The sequence below is a fragment of the Acidithiobacillus ferridurans genome, from assembly GCF_003966655.1.
GTDB lineage: Bacteria > Pseudomonadota > Gammaproteobacteria > Acidithiobacillales > Acidithiobacillaceae > Acidithiobacillus > Acidithiobacillus ferridurans.
On sequence record NZ_AP018795.1, the window covers coordinates 2116347 to 2134649 of the forward strand.

Below are 18303 nucleotides of genomic sequence, written 5' to 3' on the forward strand. Positions count from 1 at the left end.
GCCGAGGCTCAGGAACGCCGGTTGCGGATTTCCGCCAGACGCTCCGCGCGGGCACCTTTTCCGCCCAGGTAGCCGGGTACGATACTCTCGACCGTGGTGGCCTGTATCTGGAAACGGTCGGCCAGATCATTTCTGGTACAGACGCTGTCGACGGACAGGGAGAGCAGATTATCGCGGGTGAGTACCTTGCCCGGCAGCCTTTCCATGATGCTGGCCTGAAGATTGCCGGCGAAGTCACCGAGGGGCACGATGACGCGATGGGTGCCGATCAGACTCTGGGTATAGGCCACCAGTTCACCGAGGGTATAGACTTTCGGACCACAAAGATCATAGGCCTGACCGTAGGTTTTTTCGTCATCCATGGATTGCACGTAGGCGCTGACCACATCTTCAATCCAGACCGGCTGCATTCTGGCTTTCGACCGAGCCAGCGGAATGAAAAAGGGGATGCGGCGCAATAACCCGGCGAAGCGGTTGAAAAAGCTGTCACCTTCACCAAAAATCACCGCTGGGCGAAAAGAAGTGGTTTTTAGCCCATGGCTCCAGAGCGGCATGGGCTCTTCCAGATCATCAAAGTGTCCTGTTTCCGCCCTATTCCCGCCCGACTGACGGACGACTGCCTCACCAGCCCCCTTGGAGCGCAGGTAGGCGCTGGGTCCGGTGGGACTGGCTCCCAATGCACTCATGTGGAGCAGACGGGGGATGCCCAGATCATTGCAGGCGCCAACCACCAAGCGCGGGAGTTCGACGTGGTTCCTGTCGAAATCGCCTTGATGGCGTTCATTGAGGATGCCCACGAGATTGATGACGACATCTCGTCCTGCGAACTGTTTTTTTAACGCGACAGGGTCATGGACATCGGCCTCGATCAACTCCACACCGGGGAGCACCAGCAGATTTTCACGGTGGCGTTCGCGGTTGCGCGTCAGGATGCGCACGGCGTGCCCTTTCTGGCTCAACCGCTCTGCCAAGTGCCGCCCCACGAAGCCCGTGCCCCCCAGCAGACAAATTTTGTGAAGTGTCATGACTCCTCCAGACTGATACCTGCCAGCATAGCACAGGCTTATGAACGGCGGGGCGGATGGGCCATATTTGTTCGAGGCCCTCCACATAGGCTATAAACCGGAATGGTATTCGAGGGAGGAATGACATGACGGGATGTTCGGCAGGGCGGAAACGCGGGATGCGGGCAGGAGCGTATTTTGCCATGCTCGGGGCGCTGGTGATGGCCCTGGCGGTGATCGCCGGCGCGGCAGGAGATCATCTGGTGGCGGTGCGGGTAGGTGGCCGTGCGCTGCATATTTACGACATTGCGAATCGCTTTCAGATTTATCACGGGCTTGGGCTGCTGCTCATCGGCGTGTTGATCCGCCAGTACGGCAGGCGGCGCCTGCTCTGCGCGGCGGGACTGCTGATGGTCCTGGGCGTTCTGCTGTTTTGCGGCGGACTCTATCTGCTGGTGCTGACCGGCTATTCGTTCTGGGCATTTTTCGCCCCCATAGGCGGGACGGCGCTGATTTTTTCCTGGCTCCTACTGGCGCTAGGTGTCTGGCGGGCCTCCAAAACGCAGGGGAATGGTGATGCTGATTGCAACGGGTAACGCATACGGAAAATATCTGGATTTTGCCGATGCCGAAGTGGGGGACAGGTTCTGGGTTGTGGAGCATGTGCCTTATAGTGGGACGGTAAAATCCGTGCGGGCCTATAGTGTGACGGAGATCAACTCAAAAACCGTGCTGTGCCATGCCGAAGAAGGCAAGGCGCTCAAATTGAAACGCGCTTTGCCTCAGGAAAACTGCTACCTGGATACCGATCCATATTTCCAGAATATTGCCCGCACCATGCAGATATCTACGCAGGTACAGGAGGTGAAAAAACTGGTAAAAGAACATGAAATCATGGACTTTGACCAGGAAGTCATCGACGCGGTCATGGCGTGGCAGAAAAGGGTGTCGGCGCGGAAGGGCGCAGCACAAGGATAGCCGAGCTTATGCTGACATGGATGGAACAGTCTGGTCCATTTGCAATGGGGGTTGCGCCGTGCGGACCGGCGGGACTGGAACGAGGTATTTCAGGAGATGGGTGGCTGCCAGAGTTTATCCCAGCTTTGCTGGGCGGCGAGACCGAGGCGTTGGGGGAGGGTCTTTTGGCGCTGGTAATGGAGGGCGAGCACTTTGCCCTGTCGCACCGCTTCCAGGATGATCTCGTCGCTGGTGGCGAGATCATCCACCAGTCCGAGCTGGTGGGCCTTGTTGCCCAGCCAGGCTTCGCCGGTGGCGACTTGTTCCAAATCCAGTTGCGGACGGTATTGCCGGACGAAGTCGCGGAACTGGGCGTGGGTTTCTTCCAGTTCTTCGCGCAGCTTGGCGCGGCCGGTTTCGGTATTCTCTCCGAACAGGGTGACGGTGCGCTTGAATTTGCCGGCGGTGAATTGTTCCCAGTCGATGTTGCGATCCTGCAGCCAGCGGTGGAAGTTGGGGATTTGGGCGACGACGCCGATGGAGCCGATGAGGGCGAAGGGGCTGGCGACGATACGGTCAGCGGTGACCGCCATCATGTAGCCGCCGCTGGCGGCGACGGCGTCGACCAGCACCGTGAGATGAATCTTGGCGGCGCGCAGACGTAATAACTGGGCCGAGGCGAGACCATAGGTGTTGACCATGCCGCCGCCGCTTTCCAGGCGCAGCAGGACGGTGTCGCCGGGTTTGGCGGCCTGGATGATGGCGGAGATTTCTTCGCGCAGGGCACTGACGGCGGAGGCGCGGATGTCGCCCTTGAAGTCGAGCAGATAGGTGCAGCTTTCGGCAAGGGGGTCGTTGGCCCTGTCTTTGCGGTCTTTCTTGAGGGTCTTTCGATGGATTTTCAGGGCTTTTTTGTCCAACCGGTATTGCTGGACGTTTTCGCCCGATTGTTCTAATTGCTTGCGCAGGTCGGTGACCTGCACCTGCCCGGACGCGGGGCTTTTGCGTTTGTTTAGGGCGATGGCGGCGATGCCGCCCACGACGATGAGCAGCGCGACCACGATGGTGGCGGTGTCGGCGAGGAAGAGCAGGTAATGGCTGAAGAAGGTTTCCATGGCGCCAAGATAGGCGGAAAGGCGATAGCTGTAAAGATTTGGGGTATGGTTGAACCCTGGGTGCTGGGGGCGTTATCATTTTACCTCTTGCCGAGGTGCCTCCTTTCATGATCCATGTGAAGTTTTTTGCCAGCGTGCGCGAGCGTATCGGGATCGGGGAAATATCTCTGCCGATGCCTGAAGGTGGTGCCACCGTGGCGGATGTCCTGGCGCTGGCGGAGGATGAAGCCGGCGTGGTGCTGCAGGGCGCTCATCTGCTGGCGGCGGTCAACCTACGGCACGTGCCTTTCTCCGATGTGGTTCGCGATGGCGATGAGGTGGCGTTTTTTCCTCCAGTAACAGGTGGTTAGCTGTGCTCGTTAAAGTTCAGCAGGAAGACTTTGATCCAATGGCGGAGATGGCGGCCTTTCCGGCGGATGCCATCGCCGGAGCGGGCGGCTCGGTCACCTTTATCGGGACGGTGCGCGATTATAGCGAGGCGACGGATATCCTGGCCATGGAGATCGAGCACTATCCGGGGATGACGGAGCGCGAGCTGGAACGCATCAGCGCGGAGGCCGCGCGGCGCTACGATATCCTCGACAGCCTGATCATGCATCGTTACGGGCGTCTGGCGCCACAGGACAATATCGTGATGGTGGCGGTCTGGTCGCGGCACCGGGCGGCGGCCTTTGACGCCTGTCGCTTTCTGATCGATGTATTGAAAACCAGCGCACCCTTTTGGAAAAAAGAGATCACCCCGGAGGGAGCGCGCTGGGTGACCGATTGTCCCGGCTGCCGGGCCGGGAGCCGCGAGGGGCATACCCATGCGCCCCATGTTTCCCATTCCCATACACAGTTGAAGTGAGATTTTATGCCGAGTTTTGATGTGGTATCCGAAGTGGATATGCAGGAAGTGGATAATGCCCTGCATACAACGGTGAAGGAAATCACCACCCGTTATGACTTCAAGGGCAGCAAGGCGTCGATGGAGCGGAAAGAGAAGGAGATCATCCTCGTTGCCGAGGACGAGTATAAGCTGGGGCAGATGATCGACCTGCTCTCGGCGCGCCTGGTAAAGCGCGGGGTAGATTTGAAGGCCCTGGATGTGGGTAAGGTGGTCGCTGCGGCAGGCGGGATGGAGCGGCAGGTGCTGGGCCTGAAAGTGGGTCTGGAAACCGAAGTGTCCAAGCGCATGATCAAATTTCTGAAAGACGGGAAGTTCAAGGCCCAGGGCAGTATCCAGGGGGATCAGTTGCGGGTGTCGGGCAAGAGCCGGGACGAGTTGCAGGCGGCCATTGCCGCGCTGCGCGGTCACGATTTTGGTTTGCCGGTGCAGTTTACGAACTTTCGGGATTGAGGTTTGACGGGGGTAACATGGACAAGGTGGAATTGGCGGCACTGGTTGCCGGGATGGCAGGGGTAAGTGCGGCGGCGGTGATCAGCCGTGATGGGATTCCTTTACAGGTGGAAGGGATGTCCGAAGACGTGGCGGATACGTTGGCAGCGCTCGCTTCTGGCATGTGCGCACTGGCTAAACGCATGAACGAGGAGGGTAATGGTGTGCGTCATGTCCATGTGGTGCTGGCCGACCACGATATGGTGTTGCTGCCGACCATGTCAGGAGCCGTGCTGGTGGTGATGCGGCCGGGGCGGAACGACGAGTCGGGGTTTGATATATTGCGGACTGCGGCGGCGGCTTTATGACGAAGGTGTCGGCACAGCATACGGCACTTCACGACTGGCATGTGGCCCACGGCGCACGTATGGTGGATTTCGCTGGCTGGGAGATGCCTCTGAACTACGGCTCGCAACTGGCCGAGCATGAGGCGGTGCGGCGGGCGGCGGGACTGTTTGATGTCTCGCACATGCGGCCTCTGGATTTGAGCGGGCCAGATGCGCGGGTGCTGCTTCGATACGCGTTGGCCAACGATGTGGCAAAGCTGGACGCGGTGCCGGGCAAGGCGCTGTACAGCACGATGTTGCAGGGCGATGGTGGAATTATCGACGATCTGATCGTCTACCATCGTGGCGGAGGCCGGTATCGGATCGTGCTGAATGCGGGGGGGGCGGAGGCGGATACGGCGCACCTGCACGCCCTTGCGGATGCCCATGGCTGGCGCGTGACCCTGCAGAAGCGGCCAGATCTGGGGATTCTCGCGGTACAGGGCCCGACAGCGCGGGCGCTGGCGGCGACGGTGCTGGCGATTCCGGCGTTGGCGGATCTGGGCGTTTTTCACGCATTGGAACAGGGAGATTTTTTTGTCGGGCGAACCGGCTATACCGGCGAGGATGGCGTCGAAATCGTCGCCGCTAACGGGCTGTTAACGGACCTGGCAGACCGCTTGCTGGCGGCGGGTGTGTGCCCTGCGGGTCTGGCGGCGCGGGATAGTCTGCGTCTGGAGGCGGGGCTGGATCTGTACGGTCAAGATATGACGACGGCGGTTTCGCCTTATGCCAGTAATCTGGGCTGGACCGTGGACTTGCGGGCCGCAGACCGGGATTTTCTGGGCCGGGCGGCACTGGAGGCGGAGTTGGCGGCTGGTGACGGTGCCAGGCTCGTCGGTCTGGCGATGCGCGAGGGGATTCCCCGCCATGGCTATGTCGTCGAAAATGCCGCCGGACAGCCTTGCGGGGTGGTCACCAGCGGTATTTTTTCGCCCAGTTTGCAGTGTGGTATTGCCCTGGCCCGGGTGGATGCGGTGCTGGCGCCGGGGGCGCTATCTGCGGTGCTGGTGCGTGGGGTGCGGCGTCCGGCGCTGGTGATAAAACCGCCCTTCTGGCGCAACGGGGCGGCAACCTTTTCCTTTCCTGAGGAGCATGAAATATGAGCAAAATTCCGGAGACCTTGCGTTATAGCGATACCCATGAGTGGGTGGAAGACCTGGGAGGCAGACGCTACCGGGTGGGGATTACCGATCACGCCCAGGAATTGCTGGGGGATCTGGTGTTCGTAGAGGCCCCGGAGGTAGGTAAGGCGATTCGCGGTGGTGCAGTCTGCGGTGTGCTGGAGTCGGTCAAGGCGGCGGCGGATTTGTATGCGCCACTCGACGGCACGGTGGTGGAGCGTAACGACGGGCTGGGGGATAACCCGCAGTGGCTCAATGAAGATCCTTATGGCCAGGGCTGGATCATGGTGGTGGAAGCGGATGCATCCGCTGGTAACGGGCTGATGGATGCGGCGGCCTACGCCAAGATCGCGGAGGTCTGATCGTTATGCCCTATATTCCCCACGACGCAGCGGAGACGGCGGCGATGTTGGCCGCCGTCGGCGTTGAGCGTCTCGACCAGCTTTTCGATGAAATTCCCCCAGTCCTGCAAGCGCAGGATATGGCCTTGCCGGAAGGACTGTCGGAAATGGCGCTGCAGCGTGAACTGGAGGGAAGGGCGCTGGCCAACGCGCCACTGCGCTGCTTTGCGGGGGCGGGGCTTATGCCCATCATATCCCGGCCGTCGTCTGGGAAATTGCCGGGCGCGGCGAGTTTTATTCCGCTTATACGCCGTATCAGGCGGAAGCCAGCCAAGGTACACTGCAGCTCATTTACGAGTATCAGAGCTTCATCACCCGGCTGACCGGGCTGGAGGTGAGTAATGCCTCCCTCTATGACGGAGCCTCGGGCTTGGCCGAGGCCTGCCTGATGGCGTTACGCATTCAGGGCGGCGACAAATCCATCCTGGTGCCGGAGAACCTGCTGCCGGGCTGGCGGCGGGTGCTGGACAGCGTGCTTGGCTTGCAGAACATCCGTTTGGTGAGCGTGCCTTATGACCGTGCTACGGGCACCCTGATATTACCCGCAGATGCGGGAGATGCTGCGGCGCTGATCATTCTCCAGAGCAACGCCCTGGGTCTGCTGGAGCCGGTGGATGCGTTGACCGACTGGGCCCATGCCCATGGCCTGCTCGCCATAGCCGTGGTCAATCCGCTGGCGCTGGCGTTGCTGAAGGCGCCGGGGGTTTGGGGCACACAGGGTGCGGATATGGCGGTGGGGGAAGGGCAGCCGCTGGGGATTCCCCTGAGCGGCGGCGGACCTTACTTTGGTTTTCTGGCCTGCCGCAAGGCCCAAGTGCGCCAGTTGCCGGGACGCCTGGTGGCGAAAACCGTGGATGGCCAAGGCCGCGAGGGTTTTTGTCTGACCCTGCAGGCGCGGGAGCAGCATATTCGCCGCGGCAAGGCGACGAGCAACATCTGCACCAATCAGGGCCTGATGGTGACGGCGGCGACCATTCACATGGCGGCGCTGGGCGGGCACGGCTTGCAGCAGACGGCAGTGCGGTGCCATGAGCGTGCCGTGCGACTGCGGGAACTGTTGACGGGGGTGCCGGGGGTGAGTCTGCCTTATGGCGGGGCCTTTTTCCATGAATTTGTCGTGCGCTTGCCTCATGCTGCCGTGGCGGTACGGGATGCGCTGCTGGGCTATGGTTTGCTGGCGGGACTCCCCCTCTCGGATTGGGGAATGGGCGAAGCGGGCGATCTGCTGGTATGCACCACGGAACTGCTGGAAGAGGCGGATCTGTTGGCGTATCGCGGTGCCCTGACCGCTGTGCTGGAGACTTTATGAGCGATTCCATTTTCGATCACGATCATCATGCTCCGGCGCTGGCGTTGCCCTCCGATATTCCGGCGGCGCTACTGCGGAAGACACCCCTGAATCTGCCCAATCCGGCCGAACTGGAGGTGCTGCGCCACTACACCCAGTTGTCCCAGAAGAATTTTTCCATTGATACCCAGTTTTATCCGCTGGGTTCCTGCACCATGAAATATAATCCGCGGATTGCCCATACCATGGCCGCGCTGCCGGGCTTCGCGCGCCTGCATCCGGATACGCCGGCGCAGGGTATGCAGGGATTGTTGCAGGTGCTCTGGGAGTTGCAGGAATGGCTGGCGGCGACGACGGGCATGGCCGCGGTGAGCCTGACCCCGGCGGCGGGCGCCCAAGGCGAACTGGCCGGTGTCGCCATGATCCGCGCCTATCATGCGGCGCACGGCGACCATGGACGGCGGAAGATGCTGATTCCCACGGCGGCGCACGGCACCAATCCGGCCAGCGCCCGGATGGCAGGTTTTGACGTGGTGGAAATCCCTAATCGGGCCGACGGTGACCTGGATATGGCCTTTTTGGATCAGCATCTGGGGCCGGATATCGCAGGGATCATGTTGACCAACCCCTCCACCCTGGGGGTGTTCGAGCGTCGGATTACCGAAATTGCGGCACGCGTTCACGAGGCAGGGGGGCTGCTCTATTATGATGGCGCCAATCTCAATGCCATTCTCGGGCGGGTGCGGCCGGGGCAGATGGGTTTTGATGCGATGCATCTGAACCTGCACAAGACTTTTGCCACGCCTCATGGCGGCGGCGGGCCGGGTGCGGGTGCAGTAGCGGTACAGGAACGCCTGCGGCCTTTTCTGCCCCTGCCAGTGGTCGCGCGGGAAGCGGCAGGCGCGCTGCGCTGGCTGGATGAAGGGGATTTGCCGCAGAGCATTGGCCGGCTCAGCGCCCATGGCGGAAATATCGGCGTACTGCTGCGCGCCCACGCTTACCTGCGGCGTCTGGGGCGGTCGGGGGTGGGCCGGGTATCGGCTTATGCCGCGCTCAATGCCAATTATCTGCTCAGGGAGCTGCAGCGGGTGGGCTATCAGGCGGCCTTCCCGGAGCGGCGGGCCAGTCACGAGTTCATCCTGAGCGTCAGCGATCTGCAGAAAGCGACAGGTATACGGGCGCTGGATGTGGCCAAGCGCCTGCTGGATTTCGGGATTCACGCGCCGACCGTTTACTTTCCCCAACTGGTGCCGGAGTGCCTGCTGATCGAACCTACGGAGACCGAAAGCAAGGCGACCCTGGATCGTTTCGTGACGGTGATGGCGCAGATTCGCCGAGAGGCCCTGGAGCAGCCGGAACTCTTGCGGGAAGCACCTCACCATCTGCCGGTGGGGCGTCTGGATGAAGCCCTGGCGGCGCGGCGTCTGGATGTCGCGGAGGCTTTGTGACCGTCTGAACCCCTATGCAGCCCCTTCCCCCTGCTCATCCGCCACGATCCGGCCGCGTTCGAGGCGGATGACCTGATCGGCGAGGCGGGTGGTGCGCGGGCGGTGTGCGATGATGATGATGGTTTTGCGGCCGTGGAGAGCGCTGAGGGTCTCTGCGATGTGTTCTTCACTTTCGCTGTCGAGGTTGCTGGTGGCCTCGTCGAGGACCAGTACGGGGCGATCCAGATAGAGCGCGCGGGCGATGGCAAGCCGCTGGCGTTGTCCCCCGGAAAGATTGCCGCCATTACCCTTGATCAGCGTGTCCAGCCCGCCGGTCTTGGCCAGAAAATCCCAGGTATGGGCCTGCCGTGCGGCGGCCTCGGCGCGTTCGCGATCCGGTTGCGCGTCGGCGTAGGCGATATTGCTAAGGGCGCTGCCGGTGAAAAGTACAGGCTCCTGGGCTACAAAGGCGAAATAGCTGCGGTAATCGCCGGAAGGAAGTTCGCGGATGGATTGCCCCGCCACGGTGATGTCTCCCCCACTGGGCGGCAGAAGGCCGAGCATCACCCGCGCCAGACTGGTTTTTCCACCACCGCTAGGACCGACTATGGCGGTCGTGCTCAACGGTGGTATGGTGAACTGCAGTCCGCGCAAAATCGCTTCACCACTCATCTGCAGTTGGAGGTCGTGGCACTGCCAGGTGCCCCAGGGGCGCGGGATGGCGGAACGGGTACCGGATTCTGCGGGCTGATCCAGCCAGGCGAAAAGGCGATCTGCGGCCGAGAATCCCTGCTGCAGTTGATTGTTGGCCGAGGAAAGCTGGCGCAGCGGCTCGTAGACCATCCCGAGCGCTGTCAGGAAACTGAAAAAGGCTCCGGTCGTCATGCCGCCGTTCACCACCTGACTGCCGCCCAGATAGATGATGGCCCCGATGCCCAGTGCGGCGATCATTTCCATGATAGGGACGGTCGCCTTCTGGATACGGGCGATCTGCATCATCAGGTCGAAATAGCGTCGCGCCTGAACACCGAACCGTTGCGCCTCGAAGGCTTCACTGCCCTGACTTTTGATGACCTCGGCGCCACGCAGGCTCTGGGAGAACTGATCCATGATCTGGCCCATCTGCTCCTGCTGGCGCTCGCCGCGCTGGCGCAATTTATGCCCGAAACGAATCAGGGGATAAAATGCGATGGGCAGGGTGACGAAGCTGATGAGCGCCAGCTTCCAGCTCATGTAAAACACCACCGCCATCAGCGCGATGATCTGGAAGGTGGATAGAAAGAAGCGCGCCAGCACCGACAACCCCTGCTGCAACAAGGTCAGGTCCAGACTCATCCGGGACAGGGTGCTGCCGTGACTGTTATCGATCAGGACGCCGAGGGGCAGACGCAGGGTGTGGGCGAACAGACGTTCGCGCAGGTGTCGCAAAATGTCTTCTTCCACCCGGGCGAGGGTGATGGCCTGCAGGTAGTCGGCGCTCCCCTTGACCGCGTAGATCGCGATGACACCCAAGGGCAGCCAGATAAGCATGTCGGCGTTGCGGTCGATGAATATCCGGTCGAGGACCGGCTTGATCATGTAGGCCACTCCGCCCGTGGCCGCGCCCGAAATCACCATGAACAGCATGGCGACGGCGACGCGTCCCCGGTACGCGCGAACCAGGCTGAGCAGGCGGTAAAAGCTGGGAGAACGGAGCGCGGCGCGCGCGCCGGCGTCACTCACTCTTCGAGCAGTCCCCGTTTATCCTTGACGTTCAGCCAGGCATCGGCATCTTCCGGCGCGGCCTTTTTCTGGATGATGGCCGGCCAGATCTTGGCAAGACGGGCGTTGATTTCTTCAAATACTTTCTGACCATCCGGCAAGTCGTCATCGCGGAAAATGGCGCCCGCGGGACATTCCGGTTCGCAGAGGGTGCAATCGATGCACTCGTCGGGGTCGATGACCAGGAAATTCGGCCCTTCGCGGAAACAGTCCACCGGGCAGACGTCCACACAGTCCGTATATTTGCACTTGATACAAGATTCAGTCACCACATAAGTCATGGGGGCGGAGCTCCTCACGGTTGAGTCTGATGAATTATAGCCGGGTGTGCCGGCGGGTTGCGGGTCTATTCTAGCCTAAGGCGGCAGTGCTGCCCACTAGTTAGGGGGCGGATTCGGGAAAGGCAGACTAGCAGGAATAGCTGCCCCGGAGGTGGGTTGGAAAATAGATAAAATTAGACTAATATTACATGGCGTCGCAAGCTAAGGGCGTTTGGCAGGGTGCGAAAAACTTCTGCTATAGTGAAAACCCAGACTTTGTCCCGTCGTTTCAACAGAGGAGAAACCCAATGGCCGTATTAGTAGGAAAAGCTGCCCCCGATTTTGTAGCCCCCGCAGTCATGCCAGATAACAGCATCAATGAAAAGTTTCAGTTTTCTCAGCATATTAAGGGAAAATATGCGGTTCTGTTCTTTTATCCCCTCGATTTTACCTTTGTCTGCCCCTCGGAAATTCTGGCGTTCAATCACCGCCTGAACGAGTTCAAATCCCGCAATACGGAGGTCATCGCCTGCAGCGTGGACTCCCATTTCACCCATCTGGCCTGGAAGAACACGCCGGAAGAGAAGGGCGGTATCGGCCATATCCAGTTGCCTATGGTCGCCGATCTCTCCAAGAGCATCGCCCGCAACTACGATGTCCTGATCAACGATGAAGTTGCCCTGCGCGGTTCCTTTTTGATCGACCGTGAAGGCATCGTGCGTCACGAGGTGGTCAATGACCTGCCCCTGGGCCGCAACATCGACGAAATGATCCGGATGGTGGACGCACTGCAATTCTCGGAAGAACACGGCGAAGTTTGCCCTGCCCAGTGGCAGAAGGGTAAAGCAGGCATGAAGCCGACCAGCGAAGGTGTCGCCGACTTTCTGGCGCATCACGGCAAAGAGCTCTGACTGCCGGTCACTGTTGAGGTCCCCGGTCTGGACGGACGCGGGGATGTGCCGAAGTGAGAAGAGCCCGGACGCCAGTCGTCCGGGCTTTTTTCCGGGTCTCAGTGCAGGCCGTGTCCGGCCCCTTCCGCCGCTTCCATCATCACCGCCCTTACCGCGTCGGGAAAATCCCCCTGTGCCATCTGCTGTGTTCCCTCCTGAAAGAAGCGGGGGGCATCGGCGGGCAAGTGGTGAATGATGGCCGCAAAAGCCTTGCGCATTTCCACAGGGTCATGGGCACGCGTCGCGGTAATCCCCCAGTTCAGCAGCAGGATGCGCCAGGGGCGGTGCGGGTCTGCGCCTTCCAGATCGGCAGCGTAGTCCGCTGCGGCGGCTTCTTTCACCTCGCCCGTCAAGCGAGCGAGGGGCCGCAGTTCGGCGGGCTCGGCGCGGCCGTTGGCCAGAATGGCCAGACCGTTGACCACCGGTTCCAAGGTATGGATGAGGCCGTGTTGATGGCATACCCACGCGGCGATACTGACGGTGATCATTTCCAGGGCGGTTTTCGCCGGGCGTTCACCCAGACGGTCGGCCCAGGTGGCGAGATCCATCAGCAAACCGATGGCAAGGTCACCGACGCGCTCCGCTTCGTCGTCGGGCAGGGTAGGATCCCAGGAGGCCACATCCGTCGTCAGCACCTTGAAAAGCTGGCGCAGGGCGTCCACGATGAGCGGCGGGGTGATCTGTTCTCCGGTGGCAATGCCGCTCGCCGCAAAGGCACCGAGAACGGGTTTGGCGTATTGTTCAAAGCGCTGTTGTGCGCCCGCTATGTCCAGAATGAGAGCCACTGCTGCCTCCGATATGCCCCGATGAAGTTGAGCATGTTATGCTAGCACGGAATGTCGCCAGGTTTTGCAAAGGGCGACTCCCCATTTTATCCAGGAACTTCCTCATGGCGCAGCAATATCCTGTTTCTCCGGTCGATTTGCATATGCACTCCATGGCCTCCGATGGCACCATGACGCCTGCTGGCTTGGTGCAGCGGGTGCATGGGGCGGGAGTGCGTGTCATGGCACTGACGGACCATGACAACACGGCGGGGTTGGAGGAGGCCGCGTTAGAGGCCGAGGCACTGGATATCCGACTCATCCCCGGCGTGGAAATCTCCAGCGAATGGGAAACCCAGGGCATCCATATCGTCGGTCTCTTCGTTGATCCGAAAAACAGCGTCTTACAGGAAGGACTGAGCCGGATCATGGCGTTCCGCGACTGGCGCGCCATGGAGATCGACCGCTTGCTGGCAAATGCCGGTATTCCCGGCGCAGAAGCCGGAGCGCGGGCGATGGCGGGCAGTCGGATGGTGGGGCGCAGCCACTTTGGGCGCTGGCTGGTGCGCGAGGGGCGTTGTGCAGACGCGAATGAGGCCTTTGGCAAATATTTGGGGCGTGGTTGCAAGGCCTATGTGCCCAGTGACTGGATTCCCATGACCGAGGTGGTCGGCTGGATCCATGCAGCGGGCGGATATGCCGTTCTCGCCCACCCCGGTCGCTATAAGCTCAGCGGAACCAGATTGCGCGCTCTGCTCAGCGCATTTCGGGACGCGGGCGGCGTCGGTCTCGAGGTCTGTACCGGCAGTCAGGCAGCCGGTGATCGTGAGCATCTCGGGCGCCTGGCACAACAGTTGGGCATGGCCGGTTCCGTGGGTTCCGACTTTCATGGTCCGGACGCCGGCCACGCGGCCATCGGCCATCTGCTACCCCTGCCCGACGGTGTGGAGCCAGTCTGGGAGCGCGCCGGTATTCACCTTTACTAAGCGGCCAATCCTGCAAGGGTTTTTGGGCGCTCCGCGCATTTTCAACGGCAGGGTACTGTGGTAGCTTTGCTCTCCATTGCGGATTCACATCAGGGGAAGATGGTGCAAAACAGTCAAAAGTCAACCAGCTACGCCAATTTGGGCACGTTCGTGTTGCTGCTGGTCTACGCTGGCGCCGCATACACCCTCAGCCCCTTCGCAGGTCCCCTGCTGATGGGGGCGGTGCTGACGACGGTGGGCTGGCCCTGGCAATTGCGTCTGGAGCGTGCCTTCCACATGCCGCGCTGGCTGGGTTCCCTGGTCCATGCCCTGGTGTGGGTGGCGATCATCATCATTCCGGCGGTCATTATTGTAGATTCGGTCCTGCCCCAGTTGGCACTGCTGATTTCCCGCTGGCAGTCGGGTGGTCCCCTTGTCGTCGTGCCGCCGGAGGTGATGAAAATTCCCTATGTGGGTCACTGGTTGCTCGGCCACCTGCGCGGGCTGAACGGTGCCTACCTCTCCGCGCTGGTGAGCACGCATTCCGGCATCATCACCGATTCTCTGAGCCAACTCTGGATATTCACCCTGCACACGTTTTTTGCCGCGCTGACGGTGTTTGCGCTGGCCCTCCACGGTGAACGTCTGACGGAGGCGTTGCGCCTTGGGGCCGGACAAATATGGGGCAGTGATCGCGGCAATCGTTTTTTGGCCGCCAGTCGGGATGCGGCGCGCTCGGTGCTGATCGGCCTCATCGGTGTAGGTGTGGTAGAGGGCATGTTTATCGGTATTGCCTACGCCGTTGCCGGACTGGGTATGTGGCCCCTCTGGCTGGTTGCCACGGCGCTGATATCCCCTATCCCTTTCGGGGCGACGGCGGTAGTCGGCGCTGCCACCCTGTGGCTCGCTTTTACGGGGCATTGGTTTGCCGGTCTGCTCGTCCTGATCTGGGGGCTGATCGTGATTACCGCAGCGGACCTGGTGGTTCGCCCGCTGCTCACCGGTTCGCAGACGCAAGCCCCTTTCTTTCTGGTGTTCTTCAGCATCCTTGGCGGCGCCGAGGCGTTCGGTCTGATTGGCCTGATTATCGGACCCATTCTGGTGCTGCTGGCGCGTGGCGTGTGGCGCGCATGGGAGCGGCGCGTTCGCCTTCAGGAGTAGCTGGCCAATCTGGGTGATTGGGGAACTGTACAGGCTTCCCGTCTATCCAACCAATGGGTATTATCTTTACGACGGCTATCACTGCAGTTACATCAGGAGCGAATCATGGACTACTCAATGTTGGATCAACAATACAATCAGTTGCAGCAACAGACCCAGAATAACCTACAGGCCTTGCAGCAGGTGGCCGGACGGGTGAACGCCATGGCGCCCGATAATATCACCGGGCGCGAGATCAGTATGGAATTGCGCGGCCTGGCCATGAATTTGCAGCAACAGCAACAGAATGTAGGGATGATGCTGCAGCAGATGGCGCAGCATATCCAGCAACTGGAAATGCAGATGCAGGCGATGGGACAGGGTGGAATGAACCCCAATATGGGACAGCAGCGTCCCTGGAATGCACCAATGCAGGGGCAGCCAGGTATGGGGAGCGGTTTCCTGGGTAATGTCATGACCGGTTTGGGGTTGGGTGCCGGCTTCGCGGTGGCGGACAATATCGTTGATGATATCTTCGACAGCTTCTAGGTCGAAATGTGGATTGCTCGTTTTGACGGTTTTCTGCAGATAGCGTCCTGCCCATGACGCTACCGTTGCCGGTCTATCTGGATCTGGAATCGCGGATTCTTGCCTGGGCCGCAGGGCAGGGGTGGAGGTTGCAGCGTACCGGCCCTTTGCGGCGGGATGAATGGCCGCTGCCGCGCCTGGAGTTTCTGCGCGAGGGGAGGTTGGCCTCGGACGAGTGGGACGTTGCGTTGGCTGCCTGTCCCCTGTTCGCAAGGGCTGCCTCCGGGCAACGGGAGGCATGGAGTCCTGAAGGCATCAGGATTAAATTTTATCAGGCCCCGACTGAGTTTCTGGGGTTTGCGCAGATCGCCCACACCGGACCGGCTGGGTTTGTCGCTGCCTGTCGCCAACTGCCCGGCTGGGATGAGGCACCGGCACCCGACGAGGTAACTGCATTTGCTCGCGTCGGACTGCCTTATATACCACCCTCCCGGCGTCCTCTGGAAGGGCTTGCGATGTTGGCTGGAGCTGCGTGTGAGTAAAGAATCCCTTTATGGAATCCATGCGGTCAGCGCGGCACTGGATGCGGAAGAGTTGCTGGAACTCTGGGTTGCCGTCGAGCGGCGGGCAGATGAGCGCATTGCACTTTTGGTGCAGAAGGCTGCAGAACAGTGTCTGCCGGTGCAGGAATGGCGGAGTTCGGCGCTAGGACGGAAACTGAACACCGGCCGGCACCAGGGCGTGGGCGGTTTGCTGCGCGACTTTCCCGGACAAGATTTGGAGACGATCCTCGCGCAACTGAACGACCGTGGTTTTTTGCTGGTGCTGGATGGTGTGCTCGATCCCCATAACCTTGGGGCATGCCTGCGCAGTGCGGAGGCAGCAGGGGTCGACGCGGTGATTCTGCCCGGGGATAACGCCTGCCCGGTCAATGCTACCGTACGCAAGGCGTCCGCCGGATCGGCGTCACGCGTTCCGGTCTGTACTGTGACTAATCTGTCGCGCACTCTGTCCTCGCTGCAGGAGGCGGGATTCTGGCTGGTCGGGATGGCAGGGGAGGGTTCCCGGAGTCTTTATGCGCTGGACCTCGATATGCCGCTGGTGATGGTGATGGGGGGTGAGGAGAAGGGCTTGCGCCGCCTTACCCGGGAACATTGCGATTACTTGGCGCATATTCCCATGATGGGAGCCATCGAAAGCCTGAACGTGTCCGTAGCTACCGGGATCTGCCTCTTCGAGGCGGCCCGGCAGAGGCGGAATCTGTCCCCCGCGCGGCCTGCCGGGCAGGAAAAATCCGCTTGAACCCGCTGGAAGGCCATTCCTATATGCTGGTAGATTCGCATTGTCATCTGGATTTCGAAGATTTTGACGCAGACCGATCTGAGATCCTGGCCCGTGCCCGGGCGGCGGGCGTGGGGGAAATGCTGATCGCTGCCGTCGTCGAGGCGCACTGGCCGCGGGTGCAGGCCCTTGCCGCCGGGCACGCCGGCGTATGGGCGGCAGTGGGAGTACACCCCAACGAACCGGTTGGGGCAGGGCCGGAATGGGAGCGTCTGCTGGTCGCGCTGGCCGCCGATAAGGTGGTCGCCGTCGGGGAGACCGGGCTGGATTATTACCGCAGTGAAGGGGACTTGTCCTGGCAACGGGAACGCTTTGCCCGGCATATAGCGGCGGCCAAGGCCACAGGAAAGCCGTTGATCGTGCACACCCGAGCGGCGGCGGCAGACACCCTTGCCATGCTGCGCAGTGAAGATGCGGCGGCCGCCGGCGGCGTCATCCATTGCTTTACCGAAAACCAAGATTTTGCGCGGGCGGCCCTGGATATGGGTTTTTATATCTCCTTTTCCGGCATCGTGACGTTCAGGAAGTCCGTCGAATTGCAGGCGGTGGCCAAGATGCTGCCGGCGGATCGCCTGCTGGTGGAGACGGATGCGCCTTATCTGGCTCCCGAGCCGCGGCGCGGCAGGCGCAACGAGCCGGCTTTCGTGGCCCATGTCGCGGCCTTTCTCGCAGCGTTGCGGGGCGAGGCGCCGGAGGCCGTCGCCACGCAGACCACCGCCAATTTCCACGCCCTGTTCAGACACGCGGTGGCGTCATGAAGGTGGTCTTCCTCGGTACGGGATCCAGTGCCGGAACCCCCGTAATTGCCTGCCACTGCCCGGTTTGTCGTAGCGACGACCCGCGCAATCACCGCCTGCGGGCCAGCATCCTGGTGCGGGATGAAGGCGTTGATCTGCTGGTGGATACCGGTCCTGACCTGCGTCAGCAGATGCTGCGTGCCGGCGTGCAGTCGCTGACGGCCGTGCTCTATACCCATTTTCACGCCGATCATATCAACGGGGTGGACGATCTGCGCGCCTTCAATTTTGCACAGGAGGTGGTGATCCCCTGCTATGCGGATCAGCGCACGGCAGCGGAGCTGGAGAGCCGTTTCCGCTACTGTTTTCTGCCGCCGGATCTGGCCTGGGCGAAACCTTCCCTGTCCATGCACCGGATCGTATCGCCGCAGACCTTTGGCGGGGTTCGAGTGACGCCCATACCCGTGTTGCACGGTGATCTACCCATACTCGGGTACCGTTTTAATGATGTGGCGTATCTGACGGATCTGAAAACGATTCCAGACGCCAGCCTGGATCTGCTGCGGGGTTTGAAAGTGTTGGTCCTGGATTGTCTTCGTTATGAATATCACCCCACCCATCTGCATGTCGAAGAGGCCCGGTACTGGGCGCGCCGGATCGGCGCGGAACGAACCATTCTTACCCACATGACCCATGACGTGGATTACGCGACATTGGCGACGGAGTTGCCGGAGGGCGTCATTCCCGCCAGTGATGGTATGGTCCTGGACCTTTAGCATCGGCATCTGCAGGACCGGCGCGTGCAAAGAGACACCCAGAAAAGGTTTGACATCATCC

The 18303-nt window shown here is 61.0% G+C and carries 22 protein-coding genes and 1 pseudogene; 18 read left to right on the forward strand and 5 right to left on the reverse strand.

All coding sequences use genetic code 11. From position 1 onward, the window contains the following. Window positions 1-8: 8 nt before the first annotated feature. Window positions 9-1025, reverse strand: coding sequence for a complex I NDUFA9 subunit family protein (locus AFERRID_RS10880; protein WP_113526673.1), 1017 nt, complete (start codon window positions 1023-1025; stop codon window positions 9-11). Window positions 1026-1150: 125 nt separating this feature from the next. On the opposite strand from AFERRID_RS10880, the gene AFERRID_RS10885 reads away from it, so the two are divergent. Together AFERRID_RS10885 and AFERRID_RS10890 are read left to right on the forward strand one after the other, a co-directional pair. Continuing rightward, window positions 1151-1600: a DUF423 domain-containing protein gene (locus tag AFERRID_RS10885; RefSeq protein WP_113526672.1), complete on the forward strand. Its 450-nt coding sequence runs from the start codon at window positions 1151-1153 to the stop codon at window positions 1598-1600. Continuing rightward, the gene (locus AFERRID_RS10890; RefSeq protein ID WP_126605186.1) at window positions 1581-1982 is read left to right on the forward strand and encodes a hypothetical protein; all 402 of its coding nucleotides are present in this window, start codon (window positions 1581-1583) and stop codon (window positions 1980-1982) included. The genes AFERRID_RS10885 and AFERRID_RS10890 overlap by 20 nt, the downstream gene beginning before the upstream one ends. A gap of 89 nt (window positions 1983-2071) precedes the next feature. Here AFERRID_RS10890 and sohB read toward each other — a convergent pair whose 3' ends face one another. After that, window positions 2072-3076, reverse strand: coding sequence for a protease SohB (gene sohB / locus AFERRID_RS10895; RefSeq protein ID WP_113526670.1), 1005 nt, complete (start codon window positions 3074-3076; stop codon window positions 2072-2074). Between the two features lie 107 nt (window positions 3077-3183). Between sohB and AFERRID_RS10900 the strand changes: the two genes are divergently transcribed. The 8 genes and pseudogenes from AFERRID_RS10900 (at window position 3184) to gcvPB (ending at window position 9041) form a co-directional block, all read left to right on the forward strand. Further along, window positions 3184-3426, forward strand: coding sequence for a MoaD/ThiS family protein (locus AFERRID_RS10900; RefSeq protein WP_113526669.1), 243 nt, complete (start codon window positions 3184-3186; stop codon window positions 3424-3426). A 2-nt stretch (window positions 3427-3428) separates the two neighbouring features. Then, a complete protein-coding gene (locus tag AFERRID_RS10905) occupies window positions 3429-3923 on the forward strand; it encodes a molybdenum cofactor biosynthesis protein MoaE (protein ID WP_113526668.1) in 495 nt (164 codons plus the stop codon). Between the two features lie 6 nt (window positions 3924-3929). Then, window positions 3930-4415: a YajQ family cyclic di-GMP-binding protein gene (locus AFERRID_RS10910; protein WP_113526667.1), complete on the forward strand. Its 486-nt coding sequence runs from the start codon at window positions 3930-3932 to the stop codon at window positions 4413-4415. A 17-nt stretch (window positions 4416-4432) separates the two neighbouring features. Next, window positions 4433-4762: a roadblock/LC7 domain-containing protein gene (locus AFERRID_RS10915; protein WP_113526666.1), complete on the forward strand. Its 330-nt coding sequence runs from the start codon at window positions 4433-4435 to the stop codon at window positions 4760-4762. Continuing rightward, window positions 4759-5886, forward strand: a complete 1128-nt coding sequence (gene gcvT, locus AFERRID_RS10920) for a glycine cleavage system aminomethyltransferase GcvT (protein ID WP_126605187.1) — start codon at window positions 4759-4761, stop codon at window positions 5884-5886. The genes AFERRID_RS10915 and gcvT overlap by 4 nt, the downstream gene beginning before the upstream one ends. Continuing rightward, entirely contained in the window at window positions 5883-6266 is a 384-nt protein-coding gene (gene gcvH / locus AFERRID_RS10925) for a glycine cleavage system protein GcvH (protein WP_126605188.1), read from the forward strand. Before gcvT ends, gcvH begins: the two co-directional genes overlap by 4 nt. A gap of 44 nt (window positions 6267-6310) precedes the next feature. Continuing rightward, window positions 6311-7614 (forward strand): annotated as a pseudogene (gene gcvPA / locus AFERRID_RS10930) (aminomethyl-transferring glycine dehydrogenase subunit GcvPA). Next, window positions 7611-9041, forward strand: coding sequence for an aminomethyl-transferring glycine dehydrogenase subunit GcvPB (gene gcvPB / locus AFERRID_RS10935; protein WP_126605189.1), 1431 nt, complete (start codon window positions 7611-7613; stop codon window positions 9039-9041). Before gcvPA ends, gcvPB begins: the two are co-directional and overlap by 4 nt. Window positions 9042-9053: 12 nt before the next feature. Here gcvPB and AFERRID_RS10940 read toward each other — a convergent pair whose 3' ends face one another. After that, on the reverse strand, window positions 9054-10742 hold the full coding sequence (locus AFERRID_RS10940; protein ID WP_126605190.1) for an ABC transporter ATP-binding protein: 1689 nt from the start codon (window positions 10740-10742) through the stop codon (window positions 9054-9056). Beyond that, window positions 10739-11062 carry a ferredoxin FdxA gene (gene fdxA, locus AFERRID_RS10945; RefSeq protein WP_113526660.1) on the reverse strand — a complete coding sequence of 108 codons (324 nt, stop codon included), beginning with the start codon at window positions 11060-11062 and terminating at the stop codon, window positions 10739-10741. The genes AFERRID_RS10940 and fdxA overlap by 4 nt, the downstream gene beginning before the upstream one ends. Window positions 11063-11349: 287 nt before the next feature. On the opposite strand from fdxA, the gene AFERRID_RS10950 reads away from it, so the two are divergent. After that, window positions 11350-11952 (forward strand): peroxiredoxin, encoded by a 603-nt coding sequence (locus AFERRID_RS10950; protein WP_113526659.1) that lies wholly within the window; start codon window positions 11350-11352, stop codon window positions 11950-11952. Between the two features lie 98 nt (window positions 11953-12050). On the opposite strand, the gene AFERRID_RS10955 is transcribed toward AFERRID_RS10950, so the two are convergent. Then, complete coding sequence (locus AFERRID_RS10955) at window positions 12051-12776, reverse strand: hypothetical protein (protein WP_113526658.1); 726 nt, start codon at window positions 12774-12776, stop codon at window positions 12051-12053. A gap of 104 nt (window positions 12777-12880) precedes the next feature. Here AFERRID_RS10955 and AFERRID_RS10960 point away from each other — a divergent pair, with 104 nt between their 5' ends. From AFERRID_RS10960 to AFERRID_RS10990, 7 genes are all read left to right on the forward strand, one after another. Next, complete coding sequence (locus AFERRID_RS10960) at window positions 12881-13741, forward strand: PHP domain-containing protein (RefSeq protein ID WP_113526657.1); 861 nt, start codon at window positions 12881-12883, stop codon at window positions 13739-13741. Between the two features lie 99 nt (window positions 13742-13840). Beyond that, window positions 13841-14881, forward strand: coding sequence for an AI-2E family transporter (locus tag AFERRID_RS10965; protein ID WP_126605191.1), 1041 nt, complete (start codon window positions 13841-13843; stop codon window positions 14879-14881). Window positions 14882-14986: 105 nt separating this feature from the next. Continuing rightward, on the forward strand, window positions 14987-15409 hold the full coding sequence (locus AFERRID_RS10970; protein WP_172959370.1) for a hypothetical protein: 423 nt from the start codon (window positions 14987-14989) through the stop codon (window positions 15407-15409). A gap of 53 nt (window positions 15410-15462) precedes the next feature. After that, on the forward strand, window positions 15463-15930 hold the full coding sequence (locus tag AFERRID_RS10975; RefSeq protein WP_126605192.1) for a hypothetical protein: 468 nt from the start codon (window positions 15463-15465) through the stop codon (window positions 15928-15930). Further along, complete coding sequence (gene rlmB / locus AFERRID_RS10980; RefSeq protein WP_126605193.1) at window positions 15923-16690, forward strand: 23S rRNA (guanosine(2251)-2'-O)-methyltransferase RlmB; 768 nt, start codon at window positions 15923-15925, stop codon at window positions 16688-16690. The genes AFERRID_RS10975 and rlmB overlap by 8 nt, the downstream gene beginning before the upstream one ends. Beyond that, window positions 16687-17487: a TatD family hydrolase gene (locus AFERRID_RS10985; RefSeq protein ID WP_225981974.1), complete on the forward strand. Its 801-nt coding sequence runs from the start codon at window positions 16687-16689 to the stop codon at window positions 17485-17487. The genes rlmB and AFERRID_RS10985 overlap by 4 nt, the downstream gene beginning before the upstream one ends. Then, a complete protein-coding gene (locus tag AFERRID_RS10990; protein WP_126605194.1) occupies window positions 17484-18242 on the forward strand; it encodes an MBL fold metallo-hydrolase in 759 nt (252 codons plus the stop codon). The genes AFERRID_RS10985 and AFERRID_RS10990 overlap by 4 nt, the downstream gene beginning before the upstream one ends. Window positions 18243-18303: the final 61 nt, after the last annotated feature.